Consider the following 11,534-nt stretch of genomic DNA (forward strand, 5'->3'; position numbering starts at 1 on the left):
GGTGCCCCGCCGGTGGAGCCGGCGCGCATCGGTGACCGGGGCGGTCGCGCTGTGGACCGCGGGCGTCGTGGTGGCCGCGAGCGCGGAAAGCGTCCTCCAACTGGGCGCCGGACGCGTGATGTCGGCCGCCGCGCACGCGCTCTTCTGGGCGATCGTCGCCCCCACTGCCGCCGCGCTCTTCGCCCCCCACCTCCGAGCCCGCACGGTTACCGCGATCATGCTGGGCGCATCGGCCGCCGGCGTGCTGGGAACGCCGCTCGTCACGCTGGTCTCGACGTCGCTCGACTGGAGGGCGTCGTACTGGGCGCTGGCGGGGCTGGGTCTGGTGCTGACCATCACGGTCGCGCTGACGCTGCCGTCCGCGCGGGCGGCGGGGGGCGGGCGCATCACCCGAGGCGACGTGCCGTCCGGCCGCGCGTACGCGCGCGTGCTCGCGGTGACGTTCCTGGCGGCTGTGGGCATGTCCGCGACGTGGACCTACATCGTGCCGTTCTTCACCAATGTCGCAGGCCTCCCGGCGTCGATGCTGCCGGTGCTCTTCGCGCTCGGCGGCACGCTCGCGGTCGCGGCGACGCTCCTCGTGGGCCGGTTCCTCGCGCGCTACGCGGTGCGCACTGTCGCGGTCGGCGCGGGGATGCTGGTGCTCGCGTGGGGGCTGCTCGCGCTCGGCCAGGACTGGTCCGCCGTCGCGTTCCAGGCCACCCAGGCGGCCGGGTGGGCCGTGCTCGTCGCGGCGCTGTTGAACTGGGCCATGCGACACACGCCGTGGCGGACCGAGATGGGCGCCGCGACCTACACGGTCACCATGAACGCGGGCGCGGCCGTGGGCCCGCTGCTGGGCGCGGCGGTGGTGGCGACAGTCGGGACGCGATGGCTGCCGCTCGTGTCGCTCGCGCTGACGACCCTCGCCGGGATAGTCGTCGCCACCGCCGACCGGGAGATGCTGCGCATGGTCGCGGTCCCTCGCCACGTGCGCGCGATGCGCCAGCGTGCTGCCGTCCAGGCGCGCCTGGCACGACTGGCCGCGCTCCAGGCGGCTCGGTCGCCGGCGGGCGCTCCCGCGCGCACGCACGCGCGCACGCCCTCGCGGCGAGCGGTGCGGCTCACCCCTGACCAGCTGCGCGATCACCGCGCGGAGTGGACCCGGCGCGCGGGCTTCTGACGCTCTGCCGGTTCCGGCCCGCCGGACTCCGACGCCGCTCACTCGCGGCACACGGCACTGCCGCGCCTCTCCATGTGCGCCCCGCGCACCCCGGTGCGACACTGGCACTGAACCGCCGCACCCGGCGGCGGCGCTCACCGAGGAGCAGCCATGACACGCTTCGTCTTCATCTACCACGCACCACCCATGCCGGCCGATGCTCCCCCGCCCGACCCGGCGGACGCCAAACAGATGATGGACGCCTGGTACGCGTGGGCGGACACCGTGGGCGAGGGACTGGTCGACCTGGGCACCCCGCTCATGGGAGGCGTGCGCGTCACGCCTGGCGGGCAGACCGACAGTTCGCTCGAGGTCGCGGGCTACTCGATCCTCGACGTCGCGGACAAGGACACTGCTCTCGCGTTCGCGGCCGGCCACCCCCACCTGCAGATGGCCGGCGGCTGCACCATCGAGGTCCACGAGGCGATGCCTCTGCCCGGCTCAGAAAGCTGAGGGTGCGGCAATGCTGGGCGCGAGCAAGGCACAGAGCAGTTTCTCCACGGACTCGGCCGCTCAGGCACACGAGTTCTACACCGGAGTGCTGGGCCTCGAGGCCGAGATGATCGATGAGATGGGGCCCATGGTGCTGTTGCACCATCCGCACGGGTCCACCACCCTCATCTACGAGAAGGAGGGGCACGAGCCGGCATCCCACACGGTGCTCATGTTCGAGGTCGACGACATCGACGTGGTCGCGAACGGCCTCCGCGAGAAGGGCGTCGTGCTCGAGCAACTCGAGTGGACCGACGAGGATGGCGTGGCGCGCGACCCCGAGGGGCGCATGCCCTCCACGCTGTGGTTCAAGGACCCGGCCGGCAACTGGCTGAGCGCGATGGAGGCCACGGACGCCTGAAACGCATGGCTCGCCGAAACGCACGGAATCATAACGTTTCGTCCCGCCTCTAGCGGCGCGTTCGTCCCGTCGCTAGAGTGCGGACCATGAGCTTCGACACAGGCAACGCCGCCTACCGCGACCCGTCCACCTCTCAGGCCCCCAAGCAGGTGGCGGTGGCCTACATCCTCGCCATCGTCTTCGGCGTGCTCGGCTTTCACCGGGTGTACCTGCGCAAGTACAAGGACGCAGCGATCTTCTTTCTGGGCGCCCTGATGGGCACGCTGCTGCTGATCCCCGAGGAGCCGTCGTTCCTGCGCATCATCGGCTTTGTCGCGATCGGCATCGTGGTGCTCGGCTGGATCATGGACCTGATCCGCATGCCCAGGCTGGTCGCGGAGGCCAACGGCGCCGAGTAGCGGCCCCATGGACGTCGCCATCGCAGCGCTGGCCCTCGGGGCCGCGGCAGTGCACGTCGCCTTCTTCGCTCTCGAGGCCGTGCTGTGGCGCCGGCCACCGGTGCACCGGCTGTTCGGCGCGCGCACCGCCGAGCAGGCCGAGCTGCTCGCCCCGGCGTTCGTCAACCTGGGCTTCTACAACCTGTTCCTGGGGCTCGGCGCTGCCGCCGGAACGTGGTGGTGGCTCGCCGAGGGTTCACCAGCGCTGCTCGTGTTCTGCCTCGCCTTCATGGTCGCGGCAGCCATCGTCCTCGTCGCCTACTCGCGCGGGATGTGGCGCGGCGCGGTGGTGCAGGGGGCGCTCCCGGCGGTCGCGCTGGTGCTGCTCGCGCTCTGACACCGGGGCGACTCGCGCTGTGAAGTCGCGGCTGGTCGCGCTCTGCCGGGTGGACCGCTCGCGCGACCCGACCGTTCAGTCCTCCTTGGCGGACGCCTCGGCCTCGGCGTCGTCCTCGCCCCCCACCGCAGGCATCGGATCCGGGATGGCAGCCATCATGAGCGCCCACGGCTCGGTGCCCTCGGGCTGGCCCCGCTCGGCGTACTTGGCGAATACGGCCTGCAGGTCCGCCGAGAGCTCCTCGCGGGACTCCTTGTCGAGCCAGATGGTGCCGTGGCGCATGCCATAGAAGTAGTCGCGCCAGTCGTCGCCCACCTTCGCGAGGTGTCCTGCCGTGGTCGACACGAGCAGATCGGCGAAGACCTGCACAGTCCCCAGAAACTCCTCCTGAGTGCCCGAAGTGAAGTCGCCGCGGCTCACGACAGCCTGCTCCGGAACCGTGCGGTAGATCCGCTCCAGGGCCCCGCCGCGCGGGACCTCGTCCACGACCTCGAGGATCCCCGCCTCGTGCAGGGCAGCGACGGCCCGGTACAGCGACGCCTGCGGAACGTCCCCGAGCTGCAGGCCGATCTGCTGGGTCGTGAGCTCCTGGTTGCCGAGCGCGATCATCACGCGCATGCGCACCGGGTGGAGCAGCAGGTGCGCACGATCTCTCGACATGGTCACCATCCTATGCCGCATTTCCGGACAACCCGCGCATGGGTGACCAACGTCTCAGCAGCGGTCTGCCAGGCTCTTTCGCTCGAGGGCGGCCCAACAGGGGCGGCCGCGTCGCCACCGCGCGAGCGTGTGGGCGCTGCGCGTCGGGCGCCGTCAGCGCTTGCGCTCGCCGAGCCCGAGCTCCATGTGCCGCTGCCACCAGTGCGGTCCGGGCTGGTCCAGCGGGTCGGGGTCGTAGCTGCGACGCACGCCGTCGAGCATCACCTCGGTCCCGGCGACATCGAGCGCCCCATCGGGGTCCCGCAGAGCAATCGCGGGAGGGCTCGAGAGCGCCGTGAGGCCGAAGTCGTGCACCAGATCGTGCGCAATCACGTGCGCCTGCGACCGCACCGAGGTCTGCCCGATGACCCGCGCATCGACGATCACTCGCCACTGGTCGCCGTGGCAGTGCACGGCGTGCCCGGCGGCCTCGAGGCGCGCGCGAGCCTCGGCCGGGACTGGACCGACCTCGATGGCGATCTGCACGCGCTCCACGCTCCCACTTTCCCACCGCAGGGGCGGGTTTGTCAGCACTTTCCGTGCTGGGAGGCCGGCCGATGCGCCGGCTCGGGCCACGGGCCGATGCGCGGGCTTGGGCTACGGGCCGATGCGCCGGCTCGAGCCACCGGCCGATGCGCGGGCTTGGACGGCGGGCCGATGCGCCGTCTCGGGCCACGGGCACGGGTCGGCCGAGTCCCGCAGCGGTCTCAGCTGGCGAGGTGCCCGAGCCCGGGCAGGAACCTCCCGGTGCGCGCCCCGTACTCGGCGTAGCCCTCGTAGGCGCGCAGCAGGTAGTTCTCCTCGACTCGGGCCTTCGCCATGAAGAACACGGCGAGCACGGCGATGCTGAGGTAGCACAGGAACGCCCCCGACCCCACGGCGACGCCCAGGCAGATCACCACCAGCGACGAGTACATCGGGTGGCGCGCGTGGCGGTAGATGCCCCGGGCGACCAGCCCAGCCTCGTTGGGGACCGGCGAGGGCGTGAGCGCCCTGCCCAGGTCGCGCCCGGCCCACACGACTCCCGCGGAGCCGATCACCACCAGTGCCAGGGACACCACGAGGTTCGACCACAGCGCGGGCCCGATGTCACCCAGGAACGCGGTCACCGCGACTGCCAGAAAGCACAGCCCCTGCACACCTACGAGGGCCCACCCGCGCATCGTCCTGCTATCCATGGCCTCACCCTACGGGCCGACGCTCGCCGCCCCGTCCACCGCGTTCTCACGCCTTCTTGGCGGCCTCCACCGCATCGGCGTCCTCGGCGGGAGGCTGGTGGGCATCGATCCAGGTGTCGACGCGCGCCCACCAGTCGTAGAGCCACGCCTCGCGCGCGGCACGCCCTTCGGGGATCTCGTCGGGCTCGGACACCCAGCCCTTGATGACGATGCGCTTGTCGACGGGCAGCTCGCGCCAGATATCTCGCACCGTGGACAGCCGTTCAAGGCCGGTGTGCGCGAGGACCACGACTGCGGCCTCGGGGCTCTTGTCCATCGCGGACAGCACGCCGCCGGCGTGGGGCGGCATGACATGCGGCATGGCCTCGGCCCTCGCGGCGAGCTCCTCGTGGCCACCGGCGCGCAGCTGCGCGATTCGGCGCTCGCGGCGTTTGGGCGTCGCGTTGCCGCCCTCGGGGAAGATCAGCAGCGCGTCATTCGCCTCGAGCCCTGCGGCGAGCTCGCCCACCGATGCCGCGCCGCCGGGGGCGCCCGGCTTGCGCTTGCGGCGCGAGGACACGAAGCGCGTGGGCAGCCGGTTGAGCAGCACGTCGATCGCGGGGTCCCACTGCAGGGTGTCCTTGAGCACGATCGCGGGCTCACGCTCGAAGTCGTTGATGAGCGACTTCACGATGATGAAGGAGTCCGCCGGGCCCGCGTGGCGCGACACCACAATGAGCGGGCGGCCCTTCGCGATCTCGTCCACGTTCGCGTCCTCGAGCACGATCTCGAGGCGCAGGATGCGCCTGGACCACCGGAACAGCGACTTCAGCATCGCGCCCGCAAGCACGTAGTGCTCGTATTCGAAGCGCTCGCTGCGAATCTTCCACCCGAATCCGGACACGATCCACAGCGCGAACATCCACACCAGGGCGACGGCATCCCACATCAGATACAGGCCCATCATGAAGATGATGCGAAGGATGCGCACGCGCCCGGGAAGCGCCCATGCCACCGCGCCGGCGACGATTATCCCCAGCCACAGCGCCGTGGGCATCCACGCGAAGGCGAGCAGCACGATGGCTGGCGCGATCAGGAGGCGACGCACCCACACGGGCGGCAGTCCCCACGAGATCCGGCGCCGCTGTCGCCGCTCGCGCACCTCCTCGGGGGTCGCGCCGCTCACGAGGCGACTCCGGCGTCGCGGAGGTACGCGGCGGTGGCGTCGTACGCCGCCTCGATGCGGCGATGCGTGTGCTCCATCGACCGGAACGCGCCCAGCTTCTCGTCGCCCGGCTGGCTGCCGCCGGAGGGAAGGATGTGCAGGTCGACGTGCTCGGGAACCTCGTCGCGGTCGCGGAAGAAGCGGTGCCTCCGTGAGATCTCGAAGGCGACCTTGGCGACGTCGGCGGGCGTCTCCGGAGGCTTGAGCGGCTCCTCGATGCGGCCCACCTGGAGTACGAACACGGTGGTCGCGCCGCGCCGGATCGCCTCGGACAGCGGGATCGAGTTCACGACGCCGCCATCGACGTAGTGCTCGCCGTCGATCTCGACAGGTGGCAGCGCGGCCGGCACGGAGCACGAGGCCAGCACGGGGTCGATGAGGGGCCCGGAGTCGAACCAGGTCTCGGCGGCGCGCTCGATGCTCGCGGCGCACACCGCGAGAGTCACGGGGAGATCCTCGAACCGGGCCCGCTCGCCCACGAAGTCCTCGAGGAGCCTGCGCAGCGGCTCGGCGGAGTTGAGATGCGTGCGGGACTTGGCGAGCCGGCGCAGCTGGCGCGGCCACCATTCGCCATAGATGGCCCCGGCGGCGTCCGACGACCACGCGCGCTCAAGGGTGTCGATGACGCTCGTTGTCGGGTCAGCCGCGATGGCGGTGCCGTTGATCGCGCCGATGCTCGTGCCCACCACGAGGTCGGGCTTCACCCCCGTCTCGATGAGCGCGCGCAGCATGCCGACCTCGACCGCGCCGCGGACTCCTCCGCCTCCCAGCACGAACGCGACAGTCATAGGCCCAGGCTAGTGCCCTCCCGTGGCCCTCTGCCGGTAGCCGCATGCACGCTGTCGACGCACACGACCCAACCCTTTCGCGAGCGCCTCCGAAGACCTCACATGATCACGCTCATCATCGTCGGGCTCGTGTCCGGCATCATCACGGCCATCAGCCCGTGCGTCCTGCCGGTGCTGCCGGCGATCCTCACCAGCTCGATCCAGGACGGCGCCACCTCGCGGCGCCGCCCCATCGTGGTGGTGGCCGGGCTCGTGACCAGCTTCGCGTTCTTCACGCTGCTGGGCGGGCTGCTGCTCAGCGCCCTGGGCCTGCCGGACGATCTGCTGAGGTGGATCGGCATCGGCGTGCTGGCCCTGGTGGGCCTGGGGCTCGCGATCCCACCGCTGGGCGAGCTGCTGCAGCGCCCGTTCGAGCGAATCGCTCCCCCGCAGCTCAACCGCGACGGCAACGGGTTCGTCATGGGCATGGCGCTGGGGCTGGTGTTCGTGCCGTGCGCGGGCCCGATCCTCGCGTCCATCACCGTGCTTGCCGCCACCAACGGCTTCTCGTGGGGACTGGTCGCGCTGACGCTCGCGTTCTCGGTGGGCATCGCCGGCCCGCTGCTGGCGTTCGGGCTCGCAGGCCAGGCGATGGGCAGCCGCATCAAGGCTGTTCGGACGCGCCTCAAGGGCATCCGCATCGCGTCGGGCGTGGTGCTGCTGGCGACCGCGCTGGTGGTCGCGACCAATGTCGCCGAGCCGCTCCAGCGCTGGGTGCCGGGCGTGCTGGCCAACGTGCAGGAGTCCATCGAGAACAACGAGAGCGTGCGCGACGAGCTCGACACCCTCACCGGCCGCGAGGAGGCCCAGCCGGCCTCGGGAGACGCCTTCACGTTCGACCAGTGCGAGGAGATGGCCGCCGACGAGCTCCACAACTGCGGACCCGCACGCGACATCGTGGGCGTCGAGGCGTGGCTCAATACCGAGGGCGGCGAGGCGCTCGACATCGAGACGCTCACGGCGGACGGCGGCGTGGTCCTCATCGACTTCTGGACCTACTCGTGCATTAACTGCCAGCGCACCTTCCCGTACTTGACGGCTTGGGACGAGCGCTACCGCGACGAGGGCCTCACGATCATCGGCGTCCACTCCCCCGAGTTCGCGTTCGAGAAGGTTGTGGGCAACGTCGAGGACGCCGCGTCGCGCTACGGCATCGAGTACCCGATCGCGATCGACAACGACTTCCAGACCTGGCGGGAGTGGGACCAGCGGTTCTGGCCCGCGCACTACCTGATCGACCAGGACGGCGTGGTCCGCCAGGTCCACTACGGCGAGGGCGCGTACGAAGACACGGAGCTCCTCATCCAGACACTGCTCGACGCGCCGGCGCAGGTCGCCGTCGAGGACCCGGACCGCCACACGTCGGGCCGCACGCAGGAGACGTACCTGGGGTTCGGCCGCCTCCAGTGGGCACTGAACGAGGAGCAGGTCGCTCGTGACGAGGCTGTCGAGTTCACGTACGACGGCACGCTCGAGCGCGACCACTTCGTGTACGAGGGCGAGTGGACGGTGACCGAGGAGCATGCGCTGTCCGGCGAGGACGCGCGCATGGAGATCTACTTCTACGCCGCGGACGTGCACCTGGTGATGGCCGGCGAGGGCGAGGTGCGCGTCACCCTGCAGAACGATCCCGACTACGAGCGCGTGGTCGAGGTCGACGGCACCAGCGATCTGTACGACCTGTTCGAGGGCGAGCCCACGCAGGACGTCATGGTCCTGGAGTTCACGCCTGGCATCGAGGCCTACGCCTTCACCTTCGGGTGAACCGCGTCGCACCAAGGTAAAGCCCTTGGCGCAAGTTTTGCCTGGCACGACGAGCGAAACCGGACATATCGGGTGTTAATGGAGATGGCGGGCCACCGTGGCCCGCGTATCCAACGCTCTGGAGGGATCCTCATGGATCTTCGCAAGGCAGCTGCAGGCTCGGCAGGAGTACTGCTCGGGGCCGCACTACTCGCCGGATGCGGCGACACCGCCAGCGATGGCGACGACGACATGGAATCCACGACGGACACCACGATGGAGGACTCCATGGAGGACGACTCGATGGAGGAGGACGACGGCTAGGGCTCCGCGCCGCTGCAGGCGCAGTTCGATCCACGTCCCGACGGCGGTCGGCCACCAGGCCGGCCGCCGTCGGCGCGCGTGGACGTGCCCGACACGCTCGGGCCGACGAAGGACGCCCCCGCCCACAGGCATGTATCCCCCGCGCGTAGGCCCGCGGCCCCCGTCCGCAAGCCCGCACTCCCGGGGACCCATCCACGACTGGCAGGACTCCGAACGCCTGGTGTCGAGCTTCTTCCGGCCCGACAGCCAACCTTGGGAGGAAACATGCCGAAGCTTCGCACCCTGGCCATCCCGGCCGTCATTCTGCTCTCGGGATCCTTGCTCGCCGGCTGCGGCGACGACACCGAGCCCGCGTCCGACACCTCCGACGAGATGATGGAGGAGACCATGGAGGAGGACTCGATGGAGGACGACTCGATGGAGGAGGACTCGATGGAGGACGACTCCATGGAAGACGACGAGCACATGGAGGAAGACGACTCCATGGAGGAAGACAACTGATCAGCCGATACTGAGGGCATGGACCGGGACGATGAGGAGGACCGCATGAGCGCTGAGCGCCACCTGCGCGCGGTTCCCGACGCGCGCCCGGATGCTGCGGGGAGCGAGTCCGGCGCCGCGACGGCGCCGGGCCCCGCTCCCGACCTCACCGACCTGCTCGAGCGCACCGCACGCGGCGACGGCGGCGCCTACGAGCAGCTGTACAACGCGGTGGCCGCGTCGGTGTTCGGGTTGGCGCTCCGCATCGTCCGGGACCGCGGCATGGCCGAGGACGTCTCGCAGGAGGCCCTGGTGGAGGTGTGGCACCGGGCGGCGCGCTTCGACCGCGAGGCCGGCACCGCGCGCTCCTGGATCCTCACGATCGCGCACCGCCGGGCCGTGGACCGCGTCCGCTCGGAGCAGTCCCACACGACGCGCATGCGCACCCACGGTGTGCGCGAGGAGACCGCCCCCGCCGAGCAGGACCTCGTGGTCGACGTCATGTACCGCGAGTGGGAGGCGACCCGGGTGAAGGCGGGCCTCAGCGCCCTCACCGCACGCCAGCGCGAAGCGCTGGACCTGACCTACTTCAAGGGCTACACCCACCGCGAGGCCGCGCAGGCGCTGGACATTCCGCTCGGCACCGCGAAGGCGCGAATCCGCGATGGCCTGATCAAGCTTCGAGACGCGATGGGAGTCGAGCGATGAGCGAGCACGTGCACTCCCTGCTGGGCCCCTACGCCGTGGGCGCCCTCGAGCCCGACGAGCGCGCCCAGGTCGAGCGCCACATCGGTGCTTGCGCCGACTGCCGCGACGAGCTGTCCTCGTACCTCGAGGCCACGGCCGCGCTCGCCGACGCCGAGGCCACCGCTCCCCCCGCCTCGCTGCGCGACCGGGTGATGGCGGAGGTCGCGACGACGTCGCAGCTGCCGCCTGGGGCGCCGGGAACGGCCGATGCGCCGGTCACCGATCCCATTCGCGTCGCCGAGGACTACGGTCGCGGTACCGGCGAGGACACCCGCGACACCGCGGGCACCGCGGGCACCGCGGGCACCGCGGGCACCGCGGGCACCGCGGGCACCGCGGGCACCACGGGAACCACCGCGCCGGTTGGCGCGGACACCTCCGCCGCTCGCGACGATCTCGCCGCGCGGCGTGCCGAGAGCCGCGGTCCACGCCGGTGGCTCGCGGCCCTGGCGGGCGCGGTGGCGACGGTCGCCGTTCTGGCCGTGGGCGTCTTCGGCTTCGGGCTGGGACGGCCGTCGGACGACGCCGCAGAGTTGGCGCTCGCCAAGGACGTGATGATGGTCGAGGCTGCCTCGGACGCGACCAAGATGGACATGGATCTGGGCAACGGGCAGGTCGTAATGAGCAGCCGGATGGATGCGGTCGCGCTCATGGGCAACTCCGCCCCCATGCCCGACCACGGCACCGAGTACCAGGTGTGGCTCATCATGGCGGACGGCTCCAAGGTGGCCGGGCCCACGTTCATGCCCGACGCCGACGGCGAGTACATGGCCTACGTCCCCAACGACCTCGACGGCGTCGTGGCGATCGCGATCACGTGCGAGCCTCCGGGAGGCTCGGCCGAGCCGACCACCGACGTCGTCTCCGTCGTCGAGCTGTGACCGCGGGTTTCTCGACGCTCTCCCGGGTGTCGTAGCGCTCTCATTGCAGGTGTCGTCGCGCGCTAGGAACCGCTCACGCGCAGCCAGAAGCGCTTCCACCCGGACGGCGGGTCGCCCAGCGTGTCCGTTTGCTCGGCACCCTGGGCTCCCCCGTCTCCGGGAGTGCCGTCCCCGCCGCCGAGCTCGTTCAGCGCCGCCTGGAACTCCGGGCTGTAGGAGTAATTGGCGTGCGTCAGCACGTGCCCGACGGCGCGCGGCGGCTCGTGCGAAGCCTGGCGGCTGTTGTCGCCCAGCCCCGGGATGGGGTGCCCGAGCGGGTCGGTCTCGCGGAACAGCTGGATCCACCTGCCCGGGTTGGCGCGCTCGACCGCGAGCAGCTGATCGTCGTCGAACTGCTCGGGGAAGAGTCGCTGGTAGTGCGCCGCGAGCAGGTTCCCGTACGCGAGAAAGCGCAGGTTCTCCCGCGGCACTTCGCCGTTGTCGAGGACGCGTCGCAGCACCGGGAAGCCCAGGACCGCTCCTTGGCTGTGACAGCTGAGCACCAGGGCATCGTCGGGATGATCGTCGTGGAGGTGCCGCAGACGCCGCTCCAGGGCCGGGATCGCCGTCTCCGAGTACGGCGG

General features: G+C 70.9%; 16 protein-coding genes. 10 read left to right on the forward strand and 6 right to left on the reverse strand.

The genetic code is table 11. The annotated features are described in order from the left end of the window. The 5 genes from QZ483_RS09570 to QZ483_RS09590 form a co-directional block, all read left to right on the forward strand. On the forward strand, positions 1-1,162 hold a 1,162-nt coding region (locus tag QZ483_RS09570; protein WP_297083338.1), incomplete at its 5' end, for an MFS transporter. A 150-nt stretch (positions 1,163-1,312) separates the two neighbouring features. Continuing rightward, entirely contained in the window at positions 1,313-1,654 is a 342-nt protein-coding gene (locus QZ483_RS09575) for a hypothetical protein (RefSeq protein ID WP_297083340.1), read from the forward strand. A 10-nt stretch (positions 1,655-1,664) separates the two neighbouring features. Next, complete coding sequence (locus tag QZ483_RS09580; protein WP_297083342.1) at positions 1,665-2,054, forward strand: VOC family protein; 390 nt, start codon at positions 1,665-1,667, stop codon at positions 2,052-2,054. Positions 2,055-2,140: 86 nt separating this feature from the next. Then, the gene (locus QZ483_RS09585; protein WP_297083344.1) at positions 2,141-2,452 is read left to right on the forward strand and encodes a TM2 domain-containing protein; all 312 of its coding nucleotides are present in this window, start codon (positions 2,141-2,143) and stop codon (positions 2,450-2,452) included. Positions 2,453-2,459: 7 nt separating this feature from the next. Further along, positions 2,460-2,828 carry a DUF1304 domain-containing protein gene (locus QZ483_RS09590; protein WP_297083347.1) on the forward strand — a complete coding sequence of 123 codons (369 nt, stop codon included), beginning with the start codon at positions 2,460-2,462 and terminating at the stop codon, positions 2,826-2,828. Between the two features lie 75 nt (positions 2,829-2,903). Here QZ483_RS09590 and QZ483_RS09595 read toward each other — a convergent pair whose 3' ends face one another. From QZ483_RS09595 to QZ483_RS09615, 5 genes are all read right to left on the reverse strand, one after another. Next, positions 2,904-3,488: a helix-turn-helix domain-containing protein gene (locus QZ483_RS09595; RefSeq protein WP_297083349.1), complete on the reverse strand. Its 585-nt coding sequence runs from the start codon at positions 3,486-3,488 to the stop codon at positions 2,904-2,906. Positions 3,489-3,641: 153 nt separating this feature from the next. After that, positions 3,642-4,022, reverse strand: coding sequence for a hypothetical protein (locus QZ483_RS09600; protein ID WP_297083351.1), 381 nt, complete (start codon positions 4,020-4,022; stop codon positions 3,642-3,644). Between the two features lie 212 nt (positions 4,023-4,234). Then, positions 4,235-4,705, reverse strand: a complete 471-nt coding sequence (locus QZ483_RS09605; protein ID WP_297083353.1) for an isoprenylcysteine carboxylmethyltransferase family protein — start codon at positions 4,703-4,705, stop codon at positions 4,235-4,237. 46 nt (positions 4,706-4,751) lie between these two features. Beyond that, entirely contained in the window at positions 4,752-5,870 is a 1,119-nt protein-coding gene (locus QZ483_RS09610) for a 1-acyl-sn-glycerol-3-phosphate acyltransferase (protein ID WP_297083355.1), read from the reverse strand. Further along, positions 5,867-6,697 carry a patatin-like phospholipase family protein gene (locus QZ483_RS09615; protein WP_297083357.1) on the reverse strand — a complete coding sequence of 277 codons (831 nt, stop codon included), beginning with the start codon at positions 6,695-6,697 and terminating at the stop codon, positions 5,867-5,869. Before QZ483_RS09615 ends, QZ483_RS09610 begins: the two co-directional genes overlap by 4 nt. A gap of 102 nt (positions 6,698-6,799) precedes the next feature. Between QZ483_RS09615 and QZ483_RS09620 the strand changes: the two genes are divergently transcribed. The 5 genes from QZ483_RS09620 to QZ483_RS09640 all read left to right on the forward strand — a co-directional run bounded on the left by QZ483_RS09620 (position 6,800) and on the right by QZ483_RS09640 (position 10,911). Then, on the forward strand, positions 6,800-8,500 hold the full coding sequence (locus QZ483_RS09620) for a cytochrome c biogenesis protein CcdA (RefSeq protein WP_297083360.1): 1,701 nt from the start codon (positions 6,800-6,802) through the stop codon (positions 8,498-8,500). A 132-nt stretch (positions 8,501-8,632) separates the two neighbouring features. Next, positions 8,633-8,803, forward strand: coding sequence for a hypothetical protein (locus QZ483_RS09625; protein ID WP_297083362.1), 171 nt, complete (start codon positions 8,633-8,635; stop codon positions 8,801-8,803). 264 nt (positions 8,804-9,067) lie between these two features. Beyond that, complete coding sequence (locus QZ483_RS09630; protein WP_297083365.1) at positions 9,068-9,304, forward strand: hypothetical protein; 237 nt, start codon at positions 9,068-9,070, stop codon at positions 9,302-9,304. Positions 9,305-9,322: 18 nt separating this feature from the next. Continuing rightward, positions 9,323-9,991: a sigma-70 family RNA polymerase sigma factor gene (locus QZ483_RS09635; RefSeq protein WP_297083368.1), complete on the forward strand. Its 669-nt coding sequence runs from the start codon at positions 9,323-9,325 to the stop codon at positions 9,989-9,991. Further along, entirely contained in the window at positions 9,988-10,911 is a 924-nt protein-coding gene (locus QZ483_RS09640) for an anti-sigma factor (protein WP_297083372.1), read from the forward strand. Before QZ483_RS09635 ends, QZ483_RS09640 begins: the two co-directional genes overlap by 4 nt. 62 nt (positions 10,912-10,973) lie before the next feature. On the opposite strand, the gene QZ483_RS09645 is transcribed toward QZ483_RS09640, so the two are convergent. Next, a partial coding sequence (locus QZ483_RS09645; protein ID WP_297083375.1) for a hypothetical protein occupies positions 10,974-11,534 on the reverse strand: 561 nt, incomplete at its 5' end.

This window comes from uncultured Demequina sp. (assembly GCF_913055775.1).
Lineage (GTDB): Bacteria > Actinomycetota > Actinomycetes > Actinomycetales > Demequinaceae > Demequina.

Excerpts from the sequence above, each read along its gene's own strand:
- QZ483_RS09640 (WP_297083372.1), top strand. The coding sequence starts at position 9,988 with ATGAGCGAGCACGTGCACTCCCTGCTGGGCCCCTACGCCGTGGGCGCC.
- QZ483_RS09605 (WP_297083353.1), bottom strand. The coding sequence starts at position 4,705 with ATGGATAGCAGGACGATGCGCGGGTGGGCCCTCGTAGGTGTGCAGGGG.
- QZ483_RS09595 (WP_297083349.1), bottom strand. The coding sequence starts at position 3,488 with ATGTCGAGAGATCGTGCGCACCTGCTGCTCCACCCGGTGCGCATGCGC.
- QZ483_RS09620 (WP_297083360.1), top strand. The coding sequence starts at position 6,800 with ATGATCACGCTCATCATCGTCGGGCTCGTGTCCGGCATCATCACGGCC.
- QZ483_RS09625 (WP_297083362.1), top strand. The coding sequence starts at position 8,633 with ATGGATCTTCGCAAGGCAGCTGCAGGCTCGGCAGGAGTACTGCTCGGG.
- QZ483_RS09575 (WP_297083340.1), top strand. The coding sequence starts at position 1,313 with ATGACACGCTTCGTCTTCATCTACCACGCACCACCCATGCCGGCCGAT.
- QZ483_RS09630 (WP_297083365.1), top strand. The coding sequence starts at position 9,068 with ATGCCGAAGCTTCGCACCCTGGCCATCCCGGCCGTCATTCTGCTCTCG.
- QZ483_RS09590 (WP_297083347.1), top strand. The coding sequence starts at position 2,460 with ATGGACGTCGCCATCGCAGCGCTGGCCCTCGGGGCCGCGGCAGTGCAC.
- QZ483_RS09585 (WP_297083344.1), top strand. The coding sequence starts at position 2,141 with ATGAGCTTCGACACAGGCAACGCCGCCTACCGCGACCCGTCCACCTCT.
- QZ483_RS09635 (WP_297083368.1), top strand. The coding sequence starts at position 9,323 with ATGGACCGGGACGATGAGGAGGACCGCATGAGCGCTGAGCGCCACCTG.
- QZ483_RS09580 (WP_297083342.1), top strand. The coding sequence starts at position 1,665 with ATGCTGGGCGCGAGCAAGGCACAGAGCAGTTTCTCCACGGACTCGGCC.
- QZ483_RS09615 (WP_297083357.1), bottom strand. The coding sequence starts at position 6,697 with ATGACTGTCGCGTTCGTGCTGGGAGGCGGAGGAGTCCGCGGCGCGGTC.